At 65.0% G+C, this 23,444-nt stretch carries 19 protein-coding genes; 17 read left to right on the top strand and 2 right to left on the bottom strand.

Annotated elements, in window-relative coordinates:
- Positions 1-26 precede the first annotated feature (26 nt).
- Positions 27-998 (bottom strand): aldose 1-epimerase, encoded by a 972-nt coding sequence (locus LPA34_RS16925; protein ID WP_228980171.1) that lies wholly within the window; start codon positions 996-998, stop codon positions 27-29.
- A 320-nt stretch (positions 999-1,318) separates the two neighbouring features.
- Here LPA34_RS16925 and LPA34_RS16920 point away from each other — a divergent pair, with 320 nt between their 5' ends.
- The 17 genes from LPA34_RS16920 to LPA34_RS16840 all read left to right on the top strand — a co-directional run bounded on the left by LPA34_RS16920 (position 1,319) and on the right by LPA34_RS16840 (position 22,350).
- On the top strand, positions 1,319-2,371 hold the full coding sequence (locus LPA34_RS16920) for a LacI family DNA-binding transcriptional regulator (protein ID WP_228980170.1): 1,053 nt from the start codon (positions 1,319-1,321) through the stop codon (positions 2,369-2,371).
- Between the two features lie 115 nt (positions 2,372-2,486).
- The gene (locus LPA34_RS16915; RefSeq protein ID WP_228980169.1) at positions 2,487-3,491 is read left to right on the top strand and encodes an ABC transporter substrate-binding protein; all 1,005 of its coding nucleotides are present in this window, start codon (positions 2,487-2,489) and stop codon (positions 3,489-3,491) included.
- Positions 3,492-4,013: 522 nt separating this feature from the next.
- The gene (locus LPA34_RS16910; protein WP_228980240.1) at positions 4,014-5,579 is read left to right on the top strand and encodes a sugar ABC transporter ATP-binding protein; all 1,566 of its coding nucleotides are present in this window, start codon (positions 4,014-4,016) and stop codon (positions 5,577-5,579) included.
- Positions 5,569-6,594: an ABC transporter permease gene (locus LPA34_RS16905; protein WP_228980168.1), complete on the top strand. Its 1,026-nt coding sequence runs from the start codon at positions 5,569-5,571 to the stop codon at positions 6,592-6,594. Before LPA34_RS16910 ends, LPA34_RS16905 begins: the two co-directional genes overlap by 11 nt.
- 23 nt (positions 6,595-6,617) lie before the next feature.
- Positions 6,618-7,613 (top strand): ABC transporter permease, encoded by a 996-nt coding sequence (locus LPA34_RS16900; protein WP_228980165.1) that lies wholly within the window; start codon positions 6,618-6,620, stop codon positions 7,611-7,613.
- 121 nt (positions 7,614-7,734) lie between these two features.
- Positions 7,735-8,379, top strand: a complete 645-nt coding sequence (locus LPA34_RS16895; RefSeq protein WP_228980163.1) for a LysE family translocator — start codon at positions 7,735-7,737, stop codon at positions 8,377-8,379.
- 519 nt (positions 8,380-8,898) lie between these two features.
- On the top strand, positions 8,899-9,669 hold the full coding sequence (locus tag LPA34_RS16890) for a ferredoxin--NADP reductase (RefSeq protein ID WP_228980158.1): 771 nt from the start codon (positions 8,899-8,901) through the stop codon (positions 9,667-9,669).
- A 592-nt stretch (positions 9,670-10,261) separates the two neighbouring features.
- The gene (locus LPA34_RS16885) at positions 10,262-11,305 is read left to right on the top strand and encodes a sensor histidine kinase (protein WP_228980155.1); all 1,044 of its coding nucleotides are present in this window, start codon (positions 10,262-10,264) and stop codon (positions 11,303-11,305) included.
- Positions 11,302-11,961, top strand: a complete 660-nt coding sequence (gene rqpR / locus LPA34_RS16880) for a response regulator transcription factor RqpR (protein ID WP_228980153.1) — start codon at positions 11,302-11,304, stop codon at positions 11,959-11,961. Before LPA34_RS16885 ends, rqpR begins: the two co-directional genes overlap by 4 nt.
- A gap of 276 nt (positions 11,962-12,237) precedes the next feature.
- Positions 12,238-13,623 carry an amino acid permease gene (locus LPA34_RS16875; RefSeq protein WP_228980151.1) on the top strand — a complete coding sequence of 462 codons (1,386 nt, stop codon included), beginning with the start codon at positions 12,238-12,240 and terminating at the stop codon, positions 13,621-13,623.
- Positions 13,624-14,622: 999 nt separating this feature from the next.
- Entirely contained in the window at positions 14,623-15,144 is a 522-nt protein-coding gene (locus LPA34_RS16870; RefSeq protein WP_228980149.1) for a (2Fe-2S)-binding protein, read from the top strand.
- Between the two features lie 10 nt (positions 15,145-15,154).
- On the top strand, positions 15,155-17,542 hold the full coding sequence (locus LPA34_RS16865; protein WP_228980147.1) for a xanthine dehydrogenase family protein molybdopterin-binding subunit: 2,388 nt from the start codon (positions 15,155-15,157) through the stop codon (positions 17,540-17,542).
- Between the two features lie 15 nt (positions 17,543-17,557).
- Positions 17,558-18,379 carry an FAD binding domain-containing protein gene (locus tag LPA34_RS16860; protein ID WP_228980145.1) on the top strand — a complete coding sequence of 274 codons (822 nt, stop codon included), beginning with the start codon at positions 17,558-17,560 and terminating at the stop codon, positions 18,377-18,379.
- A gap of 185 nt (positions 18,380-18,564) precedes the next feature.
- The gene (locus LPA34_RS16855; protein WP_228980140.1) at positions 18,565-19,461 is read left to right on the top strand and encodes an AAA family ATPase; all 897 of its coding nucleotides are present in this window, start codon (positions 18,565-18,567) and stop codon (positions 19,459-19,461) included.
- Positions 19,462-19,466: 5 nt separating this feature from the next.
- Complete coding sequence (locus tag LPA34_RS16850) at positions 19,467-20,783, top strand: vWA domain-containing protein (protein WP_228980138.1); 1,317 nt, start codon at positions 19,467-19,469, stop codon at positions 20,781-20,783.
- Positions 20,774-21,355: a CoxG family protein gene (locus LPA34_RS16845; RefSeq protein WP_228980136.1), complete on the top strand. Its 582-nt coding sequence runs from the start codon at positions 20,774-20,776 to the stop codon at positions 21,353-21,355. The genes LPA34_RS16850 and LPA34_RS16845 overlap by 10 nt, the downstream gene beginning before the upstream one ends.
- Positions 21,328-22,350, top strand: a complete 1,023-nt coding sequence (locus LPA34_RS16840) for an XdhC family protein (protein WP_228980134.1) — start codon at positions 21,328-21,330, stop codon at positions 22,348-22,350. Before LPA34_RS16845 ends, LPA34_RS16840 begins: the two co-directional genes overlap by 28 nt.
- Before the next feature lie 18 nt (positions 22,351-22,368).
- Here the strand turns inward: LPA34_RS16840 and LPA34_RS16835 are convergent, their stop codons facing one another.
- Positions 22,369-23,115: a PepSY-associated TM helix domain-containing protein gene (locus tag LPA34_RS16835; RefSeq protein ID WP_228980133.1), complete on the bottom strand. Its 747-nt coding sequence runs from the start codon at positions 23,113-23,115 to the stop codon at positions 22,369-22,371.
- Positions 23,116-23,444: the final 329 nt, after the last annotated feature.

Below are 23,444 nucleotides of genomic sequence, written 5' to 3'. Positions count from 1 at the left end.
TCCCGCTGTCGCAGCCCGCGTTCCGTTTAGTACCTGGCGGGCGTCCAGTGCAACACGCCGGTGATCGATTCGCCGGGTTTCAGCACGCAGCCGCCAACGTTTTCCCGCGCGTCAGCCGGTGAATTGAAGCAGTCGGTCGTATTCGACACCGGCTCGACACACAGCAGCGCCTCGCTCGCGGGCGCGAACACCACCATCTGCCCGAACGTCTCGTCGGCGGTGAGCGTCAGCTTGCGATGTTCGTCCGTCCACGCGATCACCGCCTCGCGCTTCCAGCCCGTGAAGTTGTTGTCGAGATCGAACGCGTCCGCGGACAGCCCGTCGCGCAGCGCATCGACGGCAGGATGCGCGCCCAGATGCGTCGGCAGCACGTCCGGATCGGCGTGCCACATTGCATCGACGGATGCCGTCACCACGGTATTCGCGGTGCGCGGGTAATAAGGGTGATGTCCCATGCCGAACGGCATTGCACGATCGGCCAGGTTGCGCGCGCCCAGCGTCACACGCAGGACGTCGCCGATCAGCTCGATTATCTGCCGCGCCTGATACGCAAACGGCCAGTCGCCCGGAATCGAAGCGTCGGGCGTGTGTTCCAGATGCAGTTCGACGGACGTCGCGGTCTGCTTGCCGACGCGCCACGCGCGCCGCCACGCGTTGCCGTGCAGCGCATGCGCGAACGTGTTGCCGTCGCCGGAGAGGTCGATCGACTGGCCGTCGAAATCGAAGCGCGCGTCGCGAATGCGGTTGCAATACGGCAACAGCGGAAAACTCGCCATCTGAAGCGGGTTGCGCGCGTCGAGCGCAGCGCGGGTCGCCGGGCGCATCCAGTGAACCGGGCCCGCATCGGTCGTCTCGAAGTACGCCGCGATCGAGCCACCGATCCGCGGCGCCACGCGCAGTTCCGTGTTGCCGCTGCGAAGCGCGATGAGCGACGGGTCGTCGAGCGCCGCGTCGGCTGATGCACTGTCGGAAGAGGGATTCGGGAAAGCATTGCGCATTGTTGTTCTCGAAAGACGGCAGACGCCTTCTTGTGTCGTGTCGCATGCCGCGCGACAGGCGCAGCCGGCGCGCCTCCAAGGCTCGCGCGACCGAGAATCGCACGGCGCAGCGCCTTTCGTCAATATTATTAGTAATAATTCATGCACTAACGAGCCAGCCGGAAGACCTTCATGGAACCGGCGCGCACGGGTTAGCGCGCGTTGCCCGACGCATATTATTAGTGGTACCGTCAGACCGCCGACGCCTTCGGCGTCACCTGTTTTTGCCGCTGTCACCCGCGGTTTGCTCAATGAAAAAATCGACTCAAAGACGTCCGACGATGACCGACATCGCCAAGCTCACTGGCGTGTCGCAATCGACTGTCTCACTCGTTCTCAACAACGCCACCGGCGCCAAATTTTCCGAAGCCACGCGCAACAAGGTGCTGAAGGCCGCGGCCGACCTCGGCTACCGTCTGTCGACGCGCGATGCCGTTCAACCGTCGAAGGACGAGCGCAGCCTGATCGTCTACATCGCCGACGAAATCTCGACGAGCCCGCATCCGGTCGTCAACATCGACGGCGCGCGCGATGCCGCGTATGCACACGGCAAGATGCTCGCGGTCTACTCCACACACGGCAACGCCGACATCGAGCAGCAGGTGCTCGACGCGGCGCTCGCCAGCCCGAACGTATTCGGCGTCATCTATGCGACGGTGTACACGCGCAAGGTCAGCCCGCCGGCCGCGCTGTCGCAGGTTCCGACCGTTCTGCTCAACTGCTACACGAGCGAAGGCGGCTTCTCCTCGGTGGTGCCGGCGGAGGTCGCGGGCGGCCATGTCGCGACCGAATATCTGCTGCGCGCGGGACACCGGCGCATCGGTTATATCAACGGCGAACACTGGCAGGACGCCGCGAAGGATCGCCTCAAGGGCTATCGCACCGCGCTCGCCACGGCCGACCTGCCGTTCGCGCAGGAGATGGTCCGCGACGGCGACTGGAGTTCGGGCACCGGCTTCGAACAGACGCTTTCGCTGATGCGCGAACCCAATCCGCCCACCGCGATTTTTTGCGCGAACGACCTGATGGCGCTCGGCGCCATCGAGGCGTTAAAGCAGCTCGGGCATCGCGTGCCGGAAGACGTTTCCGTGCTCGGCTACGACGATCAGGAAATCGCGCGCCACACCCATCCCCCGCTTTCGACCGTCGTGCTGCCGAACTATGAACTCGGTCGCTGGGCCGTCGAAACGCTGCTGCAGGACGAGCACAACCGCGCCGCCGGCGCGCCCGTCCGGCATCGCATGGTAAAGCTCGACGGACCGCTCGTGGAGCGCGCCTCTGTTAGGGTAATTACTGAAGAAATATCGCCTGTAATTAATATTATTAGTGATTGACCAATAATAATTTGCGATGGAATAATCGACGTATCCGGACGATGTGACAAACGCGTCGCTGAGACCGGTGCATCGCAAAGCAAAAAGCAATTAAACCAAAGCACTGGAGGAAGACATGGCGTCGCTCAAGCAAAAGCGTCCGCAGCGGGTACGTCCGCTCGTCGGATCGGTTCTGGCACTGGCAATCGGCTTCGGCATCTCGACGGCGCACGCTGACGACGCCCTGCCCAAACTGCCGCACAAGACACCGCTGAAGGTCGGCTTCGCGCAGACCGAAAGCAACAACCCGTGGCGTCTCGCGGAAACGAAGAGTTTCAAGGACGTGGCAGCAAAATGCGGCTGGCAGCTCGTCCTGACGGACGCCAACAGCTCGAACTCCAAACAGGTTTCGGACATCCAGAACATGATCGCGCAGCACGTCGATCTGCTGGTATTCCCGCCGCGCGAGGAAAAGCCGCTCGCACCAGTCGTGCTGCAGGCAAAGAAGGCTGGCATTCCGGTGATCCTCGTCGACCGTGACGTCGACCAGTCGGTGGCGAAGGCGGGCCGCGACTACATCACGTTCATCGGCTCGGACTTCATCGATCAGGGCCACCGCGCCGCTGACTGGCTCGTCAAGGCGACGGGCGGCAAGGCGAAGATCATCGAACTCGAAGGCACGACGGGCGCCTCCGCTGCGAACGACCGCAAGAAGGGCTTCGACGAAATCATCGCGAAGAATCCGGGCATGACGATCATCGCTTCGCAAAGCGGCGACTTCGCGCGTGACAAGGGTCGTCAGGTCATGGAAACGCTGTTGCAGGCGCATCCGGATGTGACCGCCGTCTACGCGCACAACGACGAAATGGCGCTCGGCGCGATCGCCGCGATCAAGGCCGCCGGCAAGCAGCCGGGCAAGGACATCCAGATCGTGACGATCGACGGCACCAAGGGCGGCATGGACGCCATCGCAGCCGGCGAACTCGGCGCAAGCGTGCAGTCGAGCCCGTTCTTCGGCCCGCTCGCCTGCGATGTCGCGCAACGCTATGCGAAGGGAGAAAAGATCCCGACGTGGGTGAAGGTGTCCGACCGCTTCTACGACAAGAGCAACATCAAGGAAAGCATGCAGTACGGCTACTAGGCGTATTCGCCTCGCAAAAGCCGGATCAGGAAACGAAGGGCAGGTGAACCGGAGACGGGCCGTTCCGGGCTGGACCTGCAACCGGATGCCGCGGCGTCCGGTCAGCGGGAGGGTTCGAGGCGACGTGTCCGCGCCAGCGCGGAACGTCGCTTCGCTTTGTCAGCGCTTGCACACGGCGGCTGGCGGACGCCGGCTGGCGTACGGAACCGGCCTGTGCGGCACTCGCCGCAACGCTCTTTTTGCGCCGGCCCGCGACTCGCGCAATACTGGCGCGGTACGCCAGTCCGGTCGCCGCCCGCCGCATCCCGATCGATGCCGATCGATGAAAGAAGGATCGCCGCGCGCCGCCCTGCCGGCACGCGCGCACCGGACGATCCTCCACGCATTCATGCACCTGCGCACACCGGTTCCCGGGCATACGCCACGGGGAACGGGAACACGCATCAGGAGACACACGTGACGCATACCGGTACCGGATTCCAGGCCACCGGGCCACAGCCTGGGCAGCCGCCCCTGCTGGAGATGCAGGACATCCAGATCAGCTTCGGCGGCGTGCCCGCGTTGCGCAGCGCGCAACTGAGCGTGGCCGCCGGCGAGGTGCATGCATTGATCGGCCAGAACGGCGCCGGCAAGTCGACGATGATCAAGATCCTCACCGGCGCGTATCGCCGCTCGGGCGGGACCGTGCGCTTCGAAGGGCGCGAGATCGATTTCCGCACGCCGAAGGAAGCACGTGAAGCGGGCATCAGCACGATCTATCAGGAGATCAACCTCGTGCCGTTCCGCTCGGTCGCGGAGAACATCTTCCTCGGTCGCGAGCCGCGTCGCTTTGGTCTCATCGACTGGCGGGCGGTGCAGCAACGCGCCGCCGCGCTGCTCGAATCGTTCGGCTTGCAGATCGACGTGAAGAAGCCTGTCGGCAGCCATTCGACGGCGATCCAGCAGATGGTCGCACTCGCGCGCGCCGTGTCGACCGACGCGAGGATGGTCATCATGGACGAGTCGACTTCGTCGCTCGACGAACGCGAGGTGGAACTGCTCTTTAACGTCGTGCGCAAGCTGCGCGACGACGGCCGTGCGGTGATCTTCGTGTCGCACCGGCTGGACGAACTGTATGCGCTGTGCGATCGCGTCACCGTGATGCGCGACGGTCAGACGGTCGCGCAAAGCGCGATGGCCGACATGGGCAAGCTGCAGCTCGTCACGACGATGCTCGGCCGCACGCTCGCCGCCGTCGTGCAGGACGACACCGCCGCGCGCGAAGCGAACCTCGCGCGGCGCGGCGCGCAAACCCTCTCGGCAAAAAATCTCGCCGCGCATCCGAAAGTGAACGACGTCTCGCTCGACGTCCACGCGGGCGAAGCGGTCGGCCTCGCGGGCCTGCTCGGCTCGGGCCGCACGGAAACGATGCGCCTGCTGTTCGGCGCCGATCCGGCGACGCGCGGCGTGCTCGAAATCGACGGCAAGCCGGTCGCGCTGAAGTCGCCGCAGGACGCCATCGCGCGCGGCCTCGCGTATCTCACCGAGGACCGCAAGCTCGAAGGCATCGTCCCCGAGCTGTCGGTGCGCGACAACCTCACGCTCGTCTGCCTGCGCACGCTGTCGAAACACGGCATCGTCGATGTGAAAAAGCAGCAGGAGATCGTGGACCAGTTCATCGCGTCGCTCGGCATCAAGCTGCGCTCGCCCGACCAGCCGATCCGCGAACTCTCGGGCGGCAACCAGCAGAAAGTGCTGCTCGCGCGCTGGCTCGCGACGCAACCCCGCGTGCTGCTGCTCGACGAACCGACGCGCGGCATCGACGTCGGCGCGAAAGCCGACGTCGCGAAGATCGTGCGCGAGCTGCGCGACGCCGGGCTCGCGGTCTTGATGTCGGCATCGGAACTGGAAGAACTGACCGCCGTGGCGGACCGCGCCGTCGTGATTCGCGACGGCCGCACGGTCGCCGAACTGAATGGCGGCGAAATGAATGAGGCATCGATCATGGACGCGATTGCGTACGGCAGCGACGGCACGTCGCAACTGACGGAAGCCGTCGGCGCGGCGCACGTCGGCGATGCAGTGGAGGGCCCACGCCATGGCGCATGAGTCGTTGCGTAACGAACCCACGGCGCCCTTGCCCGCCGCCGCGGTAACTTCAGCGTCAGTGCCCGCATCGGACACGAAAACGAAGGCGCGCCGCCGCATTCCGATCCAGCGCGAGATCGTCGTGCTGCTCGCGATGCTGCTCTTCAACCTGATCTTCACGCCGCACTTCTGGTCGCTGCAGACGTTCAACGTCAACCTGACGCAGGTCGTGACGATCGTGATCGTCGGCATCGGCATGACGCTGGTGGTCGCGACGGGCGGCATCGATCTTTCCGTGGGCGCCTCGATGGCGATTTCCGGGGCGCTCGCGCCGATGCTCTTCATGAACATCGACGGTCCGCTGGGCATCGCGCTCGCGTTCACGCTGCCGGTGCTCGCCGCTGCCGCGTGCGGCGTATTCAACGGCCTGCTGGTCACGCGATTGTCGGTGCAGCCGATTGTCGCGACGCTCGTGCTGTTCATCGCCGGGCGTGGCATCGCGCAGGTCGTCACCGACGGCAGCCTGCAGGCGTTCAACAATCCCGCGTTCCAGTGGATCGCGCTCGGCAAGGTGGGCGGCATACCGTTCCAGGTGCTGCTGATGTTCGCGCTGGTGTGCCTGTTCGTATGGATCGTGCGCAAGACGCTGTTCGGCCAGTACCTGCTCGTCACCGGCGGCAACGAGAAAGCGGCGTACCTCTGCGGCGTGCCGACGGCCCGCGTGAAACTGATCGCGTACACCGTCTGCGCGGCGCTCTCCGGGCTCGCCGGGCTGATCTCGATTTCGGTGAATTCGTCGTCGGATGCGAACGTGGTCGGACTTGGCATCGAACTCGATGCGATCGCGGCGGTCGCGGTGGGCGGTACGTCGTTGATGGGCGGCAAGGCGTATATCGGCGGCACGCTGATCGGCGCGTTGATCATCCAGCTGCTGCGCTACACGCTGCTCGCGCATGGCATCCCGGACGCCGCCGCGCTCGTGGTGAAGGCCGGCATCATCATTGCCGCGGTGTACGTGCAGCGCCGCGCGCGCTGACAGCCACACAGGATTTCATAGCGATGAAAAAGAATCTCCCGGTTTTGCTGGCGCTGGTGCTGCTGCTCGTGTTCGGCGTCGTGCGTTACGAACACTTTGCGTCGGCGTACAACATCACGTCATTCTGGCGATACAACTCGATGTTCGCGCTGATATCCGTCGGCATGGCATTCGTGATCATCACGGGTGGCATCGATCTGTCAGTCGGCACGGTCGCGGCGCTTTCAAGCGTCGTCGCGGCGCTGGCGAGCCCGTACGGCGGCTGGGTCGCGGTGCTGGCGGGCGCATTCGCCGGGCTCGCGGTCGGCGTGCTGAACGGCGTGGTCATCACGCGCCTCAAGATCCTGCCGTTCATCACGACGCTCGCGACGAGCCTCGGCGCGCACGGCGTCGCGCTGCTGCTCGGGCGCAACGATGCGGTGTCGATCTCGTCCGATTCGAATTTCGCGAACTTCGGCCAGGGCGACCTGTTCGGGCTGCCGATTCCGGGCCTCGTGGCGCTCGCGGCCGCCGTCATCGGCTGGCTCGCGCTGCGCAGCACACGCTTCGGGCGACACACGCTCGCGATCGGCGGCAGCGAGGAAGCGGCGCGGCTGATGGGCCTGAACGTCGACCGCACGCTGATCGCCGCATACGCGGTGAGCGGGCTGCTGGCGGGCCTCGCCGGCGTGATCCTCGCCGCGCAGTTCGGCGCGGGACAGCCGAACGAAGGCGTCGGCTGGGAGCTGTTCGCGATCTCGGCGGTCGTGCTGGGCGGCACGCTGCTCACGGGCGGCGAAGGCTCGATTGCGATGACGATCGCCGGCGTGCTGCTGCTCGGACTCGTGTTCAATCTGCTGAACTTCGAAAACGGCATGGGATTCATCAGCCTGTCGGCGTACTGGCAGTCGGTGATTCGCGGCGTGTTCCTGCTGCTCGTGATCGTGATGCAGGCGCGTGTGCTGAAACAGCGCGGCGCGAAAGACAGCGCGGGCAACACGGGCAACCCGGGCAGTTCGAGCAGCGCGGCGGCAAGCTGAAGAGTGCAGCTCACGCGTGGGTTTGGCAGCGGATCGCAGTAAAATCGCGGTTTCCCGTGCCGCGCGTTGCTGTTTTCGCGCGCCAGAACGCCCGGCATCCGGGCTTTTCCTGCGAACCGACATGCACGTCCACTATCTTCCGATCCTGCTGCAGATCGCCGTCGTCTACCTGATCGCGGCGATCACCCCCGGCCCGAACTTCTTCATGATCACGCAGCTTTCGCTGGCGGGCCGCCGGCGCCTCGGCGCCGCTTCGGCGCTCGGCGTCGGCACAGCCTCGACGATCTGGGCCGCGCTCGCGATGCTCGGTCTCGCCACCGTCCTGCAAAAAATCGACTGGCTGTACAACGGCATCCGGATCGCGGGCGCGCTCTATCTGATCTGGTTCGGCTTCAAACTGCTGCGCGCGGCCACACGGCGCGACGAGGCGCCCGTGGTCGTCGATACGGCGCCGCCCGCCGCCGATGCCGCCGCGCACTTTCGCGCGTGGCGCACCGGGCTCGTCACCTGCCTCACGAACCCGAAATCGTGCGCGTTCTGGACCAGCGTCTTCGCGACGATGTTTCCGCAGCACGCGCCGCTGTGGTTCTACGGCGTGGTGCTGGCGATGATCACGACACTTTCGGCGGGCTGGTACGTTAGCGTCGCGCTGATGTTCGCGACGGAGCGCACGCAGCGCGGCTACCGCCGGCTGCGCCGGCCGATCGACGGCTTCTGCGGCGCGGCGCTGGTCGGCCTCGGCGCGAAGCTGGCGGCGGAAAGCTGATTCCGGCGCAGCGCAGGTTCCCACGCTGCGTGCAATCAAGGCGTCCACCATCCGGCGCCCGGGGCAACGTGCATTGCGACGGGAAGAACCGGCAAAACGGCGCTAAACAGGCGAAAAGGGGCGCTTTTCAGGCCGCGTTGACCTTCCGCCAGCAGGGTTTATACTGCGACGCATCGCCGGATTCGGTATCATCGGCGACGTCGTTGTCCGCGTGCGTGCGCATCCGCGTGGGCTCCGGACACCAGATGGCGGCCACCGCGCGTGATTTGCCCATCTTCCGCACTACCTGGCTTCACCTTCGTCGCATTGCCGTTCTATTTCGCCGCCATATCGGGTGCCGGTCATGCGTTCGATATCCGCCTGATCCCGCGCAACTGCCGCGCCGCCACCCTCAAGGTGCAGGCGCGGTAAAATAGCGGATTGCGCATCGTTCCCCAAGCGGGTTCGCGCTGCATCGCCCTTGCCGTGCCGGCCGGCGTGTTCGTCTGGCAGCCCTGTTTTCGCACTATTCCAGAAGCCATGAGCAACCTGAATCCACAAACCGTCCTGAGCGTCCACCACTGGACCGATACGCTTTTCAGCTTCACCTGCACGCGCGATGCGTCGTTCCGCTTCGAAAACGGCCAGTTCACGATGGTGGGCCTCGAAGTCGAAGGCAAGCCGCTGATCCGTGCATACAGCATGGCGAGCGCGAACTACGAAGAGAACCTCGAATTCCTGAGCATCAAGGTGCAGGACGGCCCGCTGACGTCGCGTCTGCAGCATCTGAAGGTGGGCGACCAGGTCCTGATCGGCAAGAAGCCGACGGGCACGCTGATGGCCGACAACCTGCTGCCGGGCAAGACACTGTGGTTGCTGTCCACGGGCACGGGTCTCGCGCCGTTCATGTCGATCATCAAGGACCCGGACGTGTACGACCGTTACGAGAAGGTCGTGCTGACGCACACCTGCCGTTTCGTCGACGAACTCGCCTACAAGGAATACATCACCGATCACCTGCCGGAGCACGAGCATCTGGGTGAGCTGATCCAGGAGAAGCTGGTGTATTACCCGACGGTCACGCGCGAAGCGTTCCACAATCGTGGCCGCATCACTGAGCTGATCGAAACGAAGAAGCTGTTCGAAGACGTCGACCTGCCGCACTTCTCGCTCGAAAACGACCGCGTGATGCTCTGCGGCAGCCCGCATATGCTGCGCGACACGCGCGAACTGCTCGACAGCATGGGCTTCCAGGAAGGCAGCAACAACAAGCCGGGCCACTACGTGATCGAAAAGGCGTTCGTCGGCTAAACCTTCCGAACCGCACCGTCGCGGCCGTCCGGCCGCATCGCGTTGCCTCGCTACAAACAGAAACCGGAGCCGTGTGCTCCGGTTTTGTTTTTGTGCGCTTCTGATAGCCGGGCGGCCGCGCATTTGACGGCAGTTGAATGCCATTCGAAGACGATCCGGCAGCGGATGACGATGCTGCTGTTTGCCGCGTTTAAAGCGTGGTTTTCACCATTCGCCGTATACGCGTTTCCCCTCGTTTCCTGTTACATATTCGCACGCAATACTTACCTCGCATGTCAGTATTATTCCTACAAATATAACAGGCGACGGAAAGGGATCATGGCATTGCAAGCGATGATCATGCCTTACTAGGCCTGCATCGCTCCCTATTTTGAGATACTATTGCGGCGCAGCACCGCTCACCGGCGACAACAGCCGAAGAACCGGGGTCGATGTTACGAAATGTAAATTTCGTTACATAAAGACGTGGTAATTTTCCGTCGTTGGGGCTGTGCCGGAATGCGCATTTATCAGACATTCGCCTGCCGTTTGTCTGCGGTCGCCGTCCGGCGCTCGCAGGTACCGTTGAAGCTGCTTCCTGAATGGGAGGGTCATGGATACGTCGACAGTGATTCCGATGAGTGCGAATACGCCGGCCACCGCTGCGCGGGAAGCCGGCAGTGCGGCCATTTTCGACCTGTCTTCCTCCGCCGACGCGCTTGCGGCCGCGGCTCATGTTGCTTCCACCTCGCACTATCTCCCGTCAGATGCAGTCCCGACATCCGCCAGCCCGCAGCTCGCGCAGTTGCAGTCACGCGTGCGGGAACTGGCGGCCGAATTGACAGCGGCGCAGGAACGGGCGCGCGGCCAGCTCGCGCGCGAACTGCATGATGGTGTCGGCGCCGAACTCACCGCCACGCGCTTCGCGCTCGCGAACGTCGACACATGGCTGCCCGCCGATGCGCCGCCGCAATGCGTCGCCGCGCTCGCCGCCGTCAGGCGCTCGCTCGATGCCGTGTGCGAAGCCACCCGCCGCACCGTCGCCGACCTGCACGGTCCGCAGATGGAGGCGGGTATCGTCGGCACGCTGTCGCAGTGGGTGAGCGAGTTCGCCGCCCGCACCGGCCTGCGCACCAGCTTCGTCTGCGCAGCCGACGTGCGGCTCACGCAACTCCCAGCCGCCGCTTCGCTCGCCGTGTTTCGCGCGGCGCAGGAAGCGCTCAACAACGTCGCGAAGCACGCTCGGGCATCCGGCGCGGACGTCAGGCTCGAAAGCTCGCGGCGCCATCTGACGCTTACCGTCACCGATGACGGCATCGGCGTGTCCCGCCGTGCCGCCGTGCCACGCGGCGGCGACCAGGGCGGCTTCGGCCTCGCAGGCATGCGCGCACGGTGTGCGGCATTCGACGGCACGCTGCGGATCGTCGCGGGCACCGGGCCGCGCGCGCGCCGCAACGCGGGCGAGCGCGGCGACGCCGTGTGCGCACGCGGCATGAACGGGATGAACGGCACGAGCCGCACGCAAGAGACAAACGGCACGCGGGTCAAAGGCAATATGCGCGGCACGACCGTACGCGCCCGTTTCGCGTGGGAAGCGCTGCTCGCCGGATCGCGCTCCGATCGCGCGCCACGTGGCGTCCTGCTAAGCCGCCGATGAAAAGCCTGCGCATCCTGCTCGTCGAAGACCATGCCGTGGTTCGCCAGGGTGTGCGCCAGCTGCTGCTCGACCGTGACGTCGCGAGCGAAGTCGCCGAAGCGGAGACGGGCGGCGAAGCGCTCGCCGCCGTGTCGAAGCACGCGTTCGACATCGTCCTGCTCGACATTTCGCTGCCCGACATGAACGGCGTCGAGGTGTTGAAGCGCATCAAGCGCAAGGTGCCGCGCGTGCCCGTGATGATGTTTTCGATGTATCGCGAGGATCAATACGCCGTGCGGGCGCTGAAAGCGGGCGCTTCGGGCTATCTGTCGAAGACCGTCGACGCCGCGCAGATGATCGCCGCGATCCAGCAGGTGGCCGCCGGCCGCAAATACGTGAGCCCCGCGATGGCCGAGGCGCTCGCGGATTACGTCTCGTTCGACGGTGAACAGATGCCGCACGAAAAGCTCTCCGACCGCGAATACCAGACGCTGTGCATGCTCGCGTCCGGCAAGCGGCTGACCGACATCGCCAACTCGCTGTCGCTTTCGGTGAAGACAGTCAGCGTGTACCGCACGCGTCTGCTCGAAAAGATGAAGCTGAACAACAACGCCGAACTCACGTTCTACGTGATGAGCAACCGGCTCGTCGACCTCAACCCGGCGATGACGGGTTAAATCCCGACCTCCCGAAGTACGACGGCCATGACCGTATTGCCGCATTAAGGTTGCTTCCTGCCGATCCGCTTGAGATAGCGAGCGGAAAATCGCGCCGCGACCGCCTGTCGCGAAAATGCGCGCCCAATTCAGGGCGATATCACGGGTTTCCCTTTTTACGCACGACTACGCAAGTTGCCGCCGCCGCGACGAATCCGGGCGCGCGTCCGCTAGAATCGCGGGTTTTCCCCGACATTCGGCGCGCGGGTCGCGTGCTTTTCAGGAGAACATTCGCCAATGTCCCTTTTTCGCAAGAAAGACGTTGAACACATGCTGGCCGGCGCGCAGAGCGCCGGGCTGAAGAAGGCGCTCGGCGCGCTGGATCTGACTTTCCTTGGCGTGGGCGCCATCATCGGCACAGGGATATTCGTGCTGACCGGCACGGGTGCCGTTCAGGCTGGTCCGGCGCTGATGATTTCCTTTCTCGCCGCCGCCGTTGCCTGCGGCTTCGCGGCGCTCGCGTACGCCGAGTTCGCTTCGACGATTCCTGTTGCCGGCTCCATTTACACGTATTCGTACGCGACGCTTGGCGAACTGGCCGCGTGGATCATCGGCTGGGATCTGATGCTGGAATACGGCCTCGCGACGTCCGCCGTTTCAGTTGGCTGGTCGGGTTATCTGCAATCGCTGCTGGCCGGCTTCGGCATCTCGCTGCCTGTCGCGTTGACGGCGGCACCGGGCGCCGTGCCGGGTGCCGCAACGCTGTTCAATCTGCCTGCGTTTCTCGTGATGATGGCCATCACGACGTTGCTGTCGATTGGCGTCCGTGAATCGACGCGCATCAACAACGTAATGGTCGCGATCAAGGTGACCGTCGTGCTGCTGGTGATCGCGGTGGGGGTATTTCACGTCACGCCGGCGAACTGGCATCCGTTCATGCCGAATGGCTGGAACGGCGTATTTGGCGCGGCGGCGGTGATGTTCTTTGCGTTTATCGGGTTCGATTCCGTGTCGTCGGCGGCCGAGGAAGTGCGCGATCCGAAGCGGGATCTGCCGATCGGGATCATTGCGTCGCTGGGGGTGTGCGCGGTGCTGTATGTAGCCGTGGCGGCGGTGGTGACGGGGATTGTGCCGTCGGCGCAGTTCGCCAATATTTCGCATCCGGTTTCGTATGCGTTGCAGGTTGCCGGGCAGAAATGGGTGGCGGGTTTTATCGACCTTGGCGCGGTGCTGGGGATGCTGACTGTGATTCTGGTGATGGGATACGGGCAGACGCGGGTGATTTTCGCGATGTCGCGGGACGGGTTGTTGCCGGCGGCGCTGTCGAAGGTGCATCCGAAGTTTGCGACGCCGTTTCTGACGACGTGGATCGTCGGGATTTTCTTTGGTTTGATTGGTGCGCTGGTGCCGTTGAATGTGCTTGCTGAGCTGATCAATATTGGCACGCTGGCGGCGTTTTCGATGGTTTCGGTGGCAGTGCTGGTATTGCGCCGGACGCATCCGGCGTTGCCGAGGGCGTTCAGGTGCCCCGGTGTGCCGGTTGTGCCGGTGCTGGCGGTGGCTTCGTGTCTGTTTCTGATGATCAATCTTCAGGCTGTTACCTGGGTCGCGTTTGTTGTCTGGCTCGGTATTGGGATGGTTATTTATTTTGGATATTCGCGGAAGCGGTCGAAATTGGCATGAGGGTTGTTCGTGCCGAAGCTCTGTTTTGTTCTTCTGGCTTTTTGGCCTTTCCTTGTTTTGCTTTTGGTCTATTGGCGTTGCCCCTGTGCGGGGCGGCACCTACTTTTCTTTGTCCCCCAAGGGGACTTCCTTCGGGGCGTCTTCCAAAGAAAAGTAGGCAAAAGAAAGGCGCTTCGACATGCCATCTTTTCCTGGTGCGTCATTCGTCGGGAATGGCACCCCGTGAGGCGTCGCCCTCGCGCTCCAGGCCGCGCTGGTCCGCGCACGATCTGATCTCCCGCACAGCACCGCCCATGACACAGGGCTCATTCATCCCACTCCGCGCTGCGCGCGTCGCGGAGTGGCCGCTCGATGGCGCCGGCATCAGGGGCCGGCGATCGCCGATTGCGATTGAGCGCGCGATTGCGATTGCAGATGTGAGTGCGTTTGCAAATGTGTGCACGCGTGCGAGTGCGAGTGCGGATGCCGGCGCCAGCGCGAACGCCCGGAGAGCGTTATGCCGCTCAGCGATGCGCGTAGCGCGGAGTCGGGTGGATGACAGCCTTGTCACCAACATGGACCGCGCGCGGGACGGAATCGCGCGGGGACCGATGCCGGCTGAAGTGTGGGGGCGACACTTCGTGGGTTGCCATTCCCGGTGAGCGACACACCTGGAAAAGATGAGTTGTCGGAGCGCCTTTCTTTTGCCTACTTTTCTTTGGCAAGACAAAGAAAAGTAGGTGCCGCCCCGCACAGGGGCGACGCTAATAGACCGACATGAATGCAAGGAAAGGCCAAGACAAACACCCAGCTCCGGCACGAAAAACCCAAAAAGCCGCCCCGCCAAAGGCGGCAAAAGCAAACCCCCAATACCCCCTCCCTCCAATTTGTGTTCTACTTTTCGCTGCAAGCATAAAAACCAGACCAAACCCGCACGAACCTCACAGCAGGCAGTCGGAACAGGAAGTGGAATGGAAATGTGAGCTTCGTACCGGTCTCTATCCCCCAAGGAGACAGTCAATGGCAATCAGCATCAGCCTGACGGTAAACGGCACACCGGTAACCGCCGAAGTCGAACCCCACAGCCTGCTTGTCCAGTTCCTGCGCGACCAGCTTCGCCTCACCGGAACACACATCGGCTGCGATACCGCCCAGTGCGGCGCCTGCACGGTCCACCTCAACGGTCGCGCCATCAAATCCTGCAACATGCTCGCGGTTCAGGCAGAGGGCGCCAGCATCACCACCATCGAAGGCCTCGCCGCAAACGGCTCGCTCCATCCGATGCAGGAAGCCTTCCGTAACTGCCACGGCCTCCAGTGCGGCTTCTGCACGCCCGGCATGGTGATGAGCGCCATCGCGCTCGTCCAGACCCAGCCCGACGCCAGTGCAGACGATGTGCGCCGTCAGCTGGACGGCAACCTGTGCCGCTGTACGGGCTATCACAACATCGTCAAGGCCGTCCTCGAAGGCGCCGCCGGCATGAAAGCCGCCAGCAGCAACGCCAGCGCAGATGCAGCCGCGTCCGCCACAGTCACCGCCTGAGGAGCCGACGATGAACGCACCCGATACCCCCCGCATGATCGGCGCCTCCGTCAAACGCAAGGAAGACTATCGTTTTCTGACCGGCAACGGCCAGTACACCGATGACATCGTCCTGCCGCAGCAGACGTACGCGATATTCCTGCGCTCGCCACACGCGCACGCACGCATCAAAAGCATCGACACGACCGCGGCGAAGGCATCCCCAGGCGTCGTCGCGATCTTCACCGGCGCCGACATGGCCGCCGAAAACGTCGGCGGCCTGCCGTGCGGCTGGCTCATCCACAGCGTGGACGGCAAGCCGATGAACGAGCCGCCGCATCCGGTCATCGCGCACACAAAGGCCCGCCACGTCGGCGACCAGGTCGCGCTCGTGATCGCCGATTCGATCAAGGCCGCAAAAGACGCCGCCGAACTCATCGAGGTCGACTACGACGTGCTGTCCGCCGCCGTCGATACCGCGCACGCGGCCGATCCCGGCCAGCCGGCGGTTCACGACGAAGTGCCGGACAACACCTGCTACACGTGGGGCCACGGCGACAAGGCCGCCACCGACGCCGCCTTCGCCAAAGCCGCTCACGTCACGACGCTCGACATCGTCAACCAGCGTCTGATCCCGAACGCCATCGAACCGCGCGCGGTCAATGCAAGCTGGTCGCCGCAGGACGACAGCTACACGGTCTACGTCGCGAACCAGAATCCGCACGTGGAGCGTCTGCTGATGGCCGCGTTCGTGCTCGGCCTGCCGGAGTCGAAACTGCGCGTAATCGCGCCGGACGTGGGCGGCGGCTTCGGCTCGAAAATCTTCCTCTATGCAGAAGACGTCGCGCTCACGTGGGCGTCGAAGAAAATCCGCCGTCCCGTCAAATGGACCGCCGAGCGTTCGGAGTCGTTCATCTCCGACGCCCACGGCCGCGATCATGTGACGAAAGCCGAACTCGCGATGGACGCCGACGGTAAATTCCTCGCGATGCGCGTCCACACGATCGCGAACATGGGCGCGTATCTGTCGACGTTCTCCTCGAGCATCCCGACGATCCTCTACGCGACGCTCCTCGCCGGCCAGTACGCGACACCCGCGATCTACGCCGAAGTGAAAGCGGTCTTCACGAACACGGTGCCGGTCGACGCCTATCGCGGCGCGGGACGCCCCGAAGCGACGTACGTCGTCGAACGGCTCGTCGAAACCGCGGCGCGCGAGATGAAGCTCGACCCGGCCGAAATCCGCCGGCGCAACTTCATCCGCGAGTTTCCGTATGCGACGCCGGTCGGCCTCACCTACGACACCGGCGACTACGAAACCATCCTCGCCCGCTCGCTCGAACTCGCGGACGTGAAAGGCTTCGCCGCGCGCAGGCAGGAGTCGGAGAAGAACGGCAAGCGACGAGGCCTCGGCTATTCGTGCTACATCGAAGCGTGCGGCCTCGCGCCGTCGAACATCGCGGGCGCGCTCGGCGCGCGGGCAGGGCTCTTCGAAGTCGGCGAAATCCGCGTGCATCCAACCGGGTCGGTCACGGTCTTCACCGGCTCGCACAGCCACGGCCAGGGTCACGAAACGACGTTCGCGCAGGTGGTCGCCGACCGCCTCGGCATTCCGCTCGAAAACGTCGAGATCGTGCACGGCGACACCGGACGCATTCCGTTCGGCATGGGCACGTACGGCTCGCGCTCGATCGCGGTCGGCGGCTCGGCGATCATGAAGGCGCTCGACAAGATCGAAGCGAAAGCGAAGAAGATCGCCGCGCATCTGCTCGAAGCCGCGGCAGAAGACATCGAGTTCAGGGACGGCGTGTTCCGCGTCGCCGGCACCGACCGCACGAAGGCATTCGCCGACGTGTCGCTCGCCGCGTACGTGCCGCACAACTACCCGCTCGACAAGCTCGAACCGGGCCTCGACGAAAGCGCGTTCTACGATCCGACGAACTTCACGTATCCGTCGGGTGCGTACATCTGCGAAGTCGAAGTCGATCCGGACACCGGCGAATGCAGCATCCAGCAATTCACGGCCGTGGACGACTTCGGCAACGTGATCAATCCGATGATCGTCGAAGGCCAGGTGCACGGCGGGATCGGCCAGGGCATCGGCCAGGCGATGCTCGAGCGCTGCGTGTACGACAACGAGAGCGGCCAGCTGCTCTCCGGCTCGTACATGGATTACGCGATGCCGCGCGCGTCGGATCTGCCGGACTTCACCGTCGAGACGTCGAAGGGCACGCCGTGCACGCACAACCCGCTGGGCGTGAAGGGTTGTGGCGAGGCAGGCGCGATCGGCTCGCCGCCGGCGGTGATCAACGCGATCCTGGATGCGCTCGCGCCGCTCGGCGTGACGGACCTGCAAATGCCGGCGACGCCGCATCGCGTGTGGTCCGCGATCCGCGCCGCTCAAAACCCGACGACCTGAACGGAGGAAGCCGACATGTATGCATTCGACTATCAACGCGCATCCGATGCGAAAGCCGCCGTCGCGGCCCTGAACGCGGACAGCGACGCCAAATACCTCGCGGGCGGACAAAGCCTGCTGCCGACGATGCGCCTGCGCCTTGCCCAGCCTTCGCAACTGATCGACGTCACGCGCATCGCCGCGTTGAAGGAGATCAAGGTCGACGCGAAAACGGTGACGATCGGCGCCGCCGTCTGTCACGCGGACGTCGCGGGCAACGCCGACATCCAGCGCGTGCTGCCCGGTCTCGCCGGGCTCGCCGCGCACATCGGCGACCGCCAGGTGCGCGCGCTCGGCACGATCGGCGGCTCGCTCGCGAACAACGATCCGGCGGCGTGCTATCCGGCCGCGGTGCTCGGCCTGAACGCGACCGTCGTCACCGACAGGCGGCGCATCACCGCCGACGATTTCTTCGTCGGCATGTACGAGACCGCGCTGGAACCGGACGAGCTGATCACCGCCGTCGAGTTCCCGGTACCCGAAAGCAGCGCCTACGAGAAGTTTCACAACCCGGCTTCGCACTTTGCGCTGGTGGGCGTGTTCGTCGCGAAAGGCGCGGGTGGCACGGGTGGCACGGGTGGCGTGCGCGTGGCGGTAACGGGCGCGGCTTCGTCGGTGTTTCGCGCGACGGCGCTGGAGCAGGCGCTCAGCGCGAATTTCACGCAGGAAGCGGCGCGCGCGGTCACGATCGACGCCAGCAACCTCAACACCGACATGCACGCGAGCGCCGACTATCGCGCGCATCTGATCCCGGTGCTGGCGGCGCGGGCGATCGGCGGGGACAGCAGCAGCGGCTGAAGTCCTTTACGCGGCAAGCGGCTGGTAACTGGCGAATGACCGGAAGCAGCGGTTGCCAGCGGGCGGCACGGGTCCGGCGTTAACATGGATCCGCGCCGGGCGCTGTACGTCAACCGCCGCTCGTCGCCCGCCGCCTCGCCGCCCGATCCGCCGTTTCGCAGTATCGCCGCGCCATGAGTTCACCGATGACAACCACGCAGCCCGATTCGATCGACGCCACCCTGGAAAAGCTCACCGCTCAGGGCTATTTCGCGAGCCGCGAGCTTGCGACGGCGCTCTATCTTGCGCTGCGCATGGAGCGGCCGCTTTTCGTCGAAGGCGAGCCGGGCGTCGGCAAGACCGAACTCGCGAAGGCCGCCGCGGGCATGCTAGGCACGACGATGCTGCGCCTGCAGTGCTACGAAGGGCTCGATACGGCCAGCGCGCTGTACGAATGGGATTACCCGCGCCAGATCATGGCGCTGCGTCTCGCCGAAGCCGCCGGCGAGCGGCCCGGCAACGACACGCTCTATCGCAGCGAATTCCTGCTCAAGCGCCCGCTCCTGCAGGCGCTGATGCCCGACGAACATCACCCGGGCGCGCGCCGCGTGCTGCTCATCGACGAGATCGACCGCGCCGACGAACCGTTCGAAGCGTTTCTGCTCGAACTGCTCTCCGATTTCCAGGTGTCGATTCCTGAATACGGCACGGTGTGCGCGGCGCAACCGCCGCTCGTCGTGATGACCTCGAACCGCACGCGCGAAGTACATGACGCGTTAAAGCGCCGCTGCCTGTACCAGTGGATCGGCTATCCCGACCGGGACCGCGAACTGGCGATCGTGGCCGCGCGTGCGCCGGAAACGTCGGCGGAACTGCAGCGGCGCGCGGTCAATTTCGTGCACCGGCTGCGCGGCATGGACCTGTTCAAGGCGCCGGGCATCGCCGAAACGATCGACTGGTGCCGCGCACTTTCCGCGCTAAGCGTGACGGAGCTGGATCCGCAATCCGTACAGAACACGCTTGGTGTGCTGCTCAAGTACCAGGACGACCTCGCGCGTATCGACGCGCAGCAGATCGCGCAATGTCTCGCGGTGCCGGAGTAGCGGCGATGCCCAACCCGCGCCCGTCAGATGCTCCCGATGTCACCGGCAGGTCCGCATACGACCTCGCCGCTGCTGCGCTCAGCCCGCTCGCCGAAAGCGCGCCGGACACCCCCACGCTGGCGCGCAACGTCGTGCATTTCGTGCGCGTGCTGCGCGGCGCGGGCCTGCCGATGTCGCCGGCCCAGGCCGTCGACGCGCTCGCGGCACTGCACTGGGTCGATCTCGAACGCCGCGACGATGTGCGCGCGGCGCTCGCGGCGCTGCTCGTTTCCGCCCCCGACGAGCGCGATCTCTTTAACGCCGCCTTCGACCTCTTCTGGCGCGACCCGGACTGGGAAGGCAAGCTGCGCGCGCTGCTGCTGCCGAAAGTGCGCGGCGGCCTGCCGCCACCGCGCCGCAACAACCGCCTCGCGGATGCGCTCGCGGTACGGCCGCCGCCGTCGAAGCCCGGCCACCGGCCGCAGGAAACCGAACAGCACGAACTGCACGCGCATGTGACCTTCAGCGCCGAAGAGCGCCTGCGTCACCGCGACTTCGATACGCTCACCGCCGACGAATGGCGCACGCTGCGCCATCTGATACGCGGCCAGCGCCTGCCGCTCGCGACGGAACCGACGCGCCGGCTCAAGGCTTCGTCGCGCGGCACGCATGCGGACCTGCGCGCCAGCGCACGCCATGCGGTACGCGCGGGCGGCGACTGGACCGTGTGGAAATACCGCGCGGTCGTGGAACGCAAGCCGCCGCTCGTGCTGCTGCTCGACATCTCCGGCTCGATGAGCAGCTATTCGCGCGCCGTGCTGTATTTCTGCCATGCGCTCCTGCAATCGCGCGAACGGCTGCAGGTGTTCCTGTTCGGCACCCGCCTCACGAACGCGACGCGCGCGCTGCGCGAACGCGACCCGGATGTCGCGATTGCGACGATCGCGGAGCAGGTGGTGGACTGGTCCGGCGGCACGCGGATCGGCGCGGCGCTCGCCGAATTCAACCGGCGCTGGGCACGGCGCGTGCTGACCGGCAGAGCCACCGTGCTGCTCGTGACCGACGGCCTCGATCACGAAGCGATCGACGTGCTCGAGACCGAAATGGCCAGGCTGCACCGCTTCGCGCATCGCATTGTCTGGCTGAACCCGTTGCTGCGCTACAGCGCGTTCGCGCCGAGGGCGCGCGGCGTGCAGGCCATGCTGCCGCATGTGGACGCGCACCGGCCGGTTCATAATCTGGAGAGCCTCGCCGCGTTTGGCCGCGACCTCGCGCAACTCACGCGCGCGCCTCGCGCCACCGGTGCAGGCACGATAACAGCAGGAGCATCCGCATGGAACTGACCGAAAGTTATACGCTGCCGGTCCCGCAGCAACGCGCGTGGGAAGCGCTGAACGACACCGCGATCCTGCGCGCGTCGATCCCCGGCTGCGACAGCATCGAGCCCGACGGCGAGAACGCCTACGCGCTGTCGATGAGCGCATCGGTCGGACCGGTGAAAGCGCGCTTCAAGGGCCGCATGCTGCTCACCGACATCGATGCGCCGAACACCTATACGATCGTCTTCGAGGGACAGGGCGGCGCCGCCGGCTTCGGCAAGGGCAACGCCCACGTCACCCTCGAAGCGGACGGCGAAACGTCGACGAAACTGTCCTACACCGCCACCGCCCAGGTGGGCGGCAAGCTCGCGCAGATCGGCTCGCGGCTCGTCGACGGCGCGGCCCGCAAGATCGCAGGCGAGTTCTTCAAACGCTTCAGCGCGCAGGTAACAGGCGAGGGCGATGCTGGCGATGCCGGCGCGTCCGAAGCAGGTCCGCCGGATTCCGGTGAGGAACCGGAATCCCCAGACGAGGCCGCCGGTGAAGACGCAGGAAAAGGGAAGAAATCATGGACAGCGTGGATCTCGAAGTTCTGAAATCCAGCGCCCGCTGGCTCGAACAGGGGCATCGCGCGTTGCTGGTGACAGTGGTGAAAACGTGGGGCTCGTCGCCGCGTCCCGAGGGCGCGATGCTCGTCGTGCGTGACGACGGTCTCGTTGTCGGCTCGGTGTCGGGCGGTTGTATCGAAGACGATCTGATCGATCGCGTGCGCCGGTGCGGCATCGAGCAGACACGGCCTGAAGCCGTCAAATATGGGATCACCGCGGAGGAAGCCCACCGTTTCGGCCTGCCGTGCGGCGGCACGATCCAGCTCGTGCTCGAACCGCTGACGAAGGAAAGCGGTATCGCCGAACTGTGCGATTCGGTGGAGCGCGGCGCGCTCGTGGCGCGCACGGTCGACATGGCGACCGGCACCGCGCGCCTCACAACGGCGCAGGCCACCGACGGCGTCGATTTCGACGAGCAGCGTCTTTTGACGATTCACGGCCCGCGCTACCGCATGCTCGTGATCGGCGCGGGACAGCTGTCGCGCTATCTCTGTCAAATCGCGGTCGGGCTCGACTATCAGGTCACGGTGTGCGATCCACGCGAGGAGTACACCGACGAGTGGAATATTCCGGGCACGAAGATCGTCCGCACGATGCCGGACGATACGGTCCTCGACATGAAGCTCGACGAGCGCTGCGCCGTGATCGCGCTCACGCACGATCCAAAGCTCGACGACCTCGCGCTGATGGAGGCGCTGAAAACGCCCGCGTTCTATGTCGGCGCGCTCGGCTCGCGGCGCAACAACGCGGCGCGGCGCGAGCGGTTGAAGGAGTTCGATCTGAACGAAACCGAACTCGCGCGATTGCACGGGCCGGTTGGCATCTATATCGGCAGCCGTACGCCGCCGGAAATCGCCGTGTCGATTCTCGCCGAAGTGACGGCGGCGAAGAACGGGGTCTCGCTGCCCACGCTGCTTCAGGTGGAAGGCGCGAAGGCCGCGCGGGAAGTCGCCGCGGGCGGCGACGCGGCCTGCAGCGTGTGACCATCGCGCGAAAGCGCCTTAGAACATGCCGGTGAGCACGGCGGCCGCGATCGATCCGAGTACCAGCACGACGCCGACCGTGCGCCGGCGGTTCAACTCCGTCCACAGCAGCACGCCCGTCAGCGACAGCAGCAGGATGCTGCCCGCGAAGGTGTCGATAAACAGCACCCAGCCGATGCTCATCCCGACACCGCGATGCAGGTTGTTCAGCTCGCCGAGGAACGTGTTCTGCGCCCGCCTGACTGACACGTAGTCGTTGCCCACCCAGTATTCCGCCTGCACGCTTTCTTTTGTGCCGAAGACGCCGACCTGCCAGTACTCGGGCTGCACGACGCTATGGTCGCCCCACGCCGCCCGGTGCGCCGGCTCGCGACGCGGCTTGCCCGGCTTGCCGTCGATCTTCAGTTCGCCCTTGAGCCAGTGCGCCATGTCCATCGGCGTCCTGAACCGGCTGCCTTCGGGAAGCGCGAGTTGCAGCTGTTCGACCTGCGGCTCGCCGGACGATACCTTCAGCGGTCCCGCCCGATGGTTCAGCAAGAAGCCGGATACGCCGAACAGCAACCCGATGGCTGCGCCCCACAGGCCGACCCAGCCATGCACCTTGCGCAGCCACTTGATAAACGTCGCGCGGCGCGAACGCTGCCGGCGCGCGGCCTGCTGCGCATCGTCCATCAGATGATGGTCCGGCTCGACAGCGTGCTGCCTGTAGCGGGTCGTGCCGGCCGGCGCGACGGGTTGTACTTCGATCGATTCAGGCGCGTTCACATCAGGCTCCAGGCGCAAAGGCAAAAGCACACGACAGCGCGCGACGATGGCCCTGCCGGGCGCGCCGCTGGCGTGAAACAGGGTGGATTGCATCAGATGGGCAAGACTGGAACAGCGGCCGCATCCGGCAAAAGGCGTGGCTGGCTGGCCATCACAGAGGAGAAATGTGACAGTGGCTGGCGGAACCTTTCAAATGAGAATGGCTATCATTACACAGACCGGATTTTTTCTCAATCCGGCGTGGGGTGTCCAGCCGTTACGGCGCATGACAGACCGGCGACCCACGCCACGACGCCCACCGAAGACGTTCGCTCGCGCTATGCGGGGTG

The sequence above is a fragment of the Paraburkholderia gardini genome (assembly GCF_907164575.1).
GTDB classification, from domain to species: Bacteria; Pseudomonadota; Gammaproteobacteria; order Burkholderiales; family Burkholderiaceae; genus Paraburkholderia; species Paraburkholderia gardini.
Note: the sequence above shows the minus strand (reverse complement) of the source record. Positions and strands in the feature narration are given on the sequence as shown.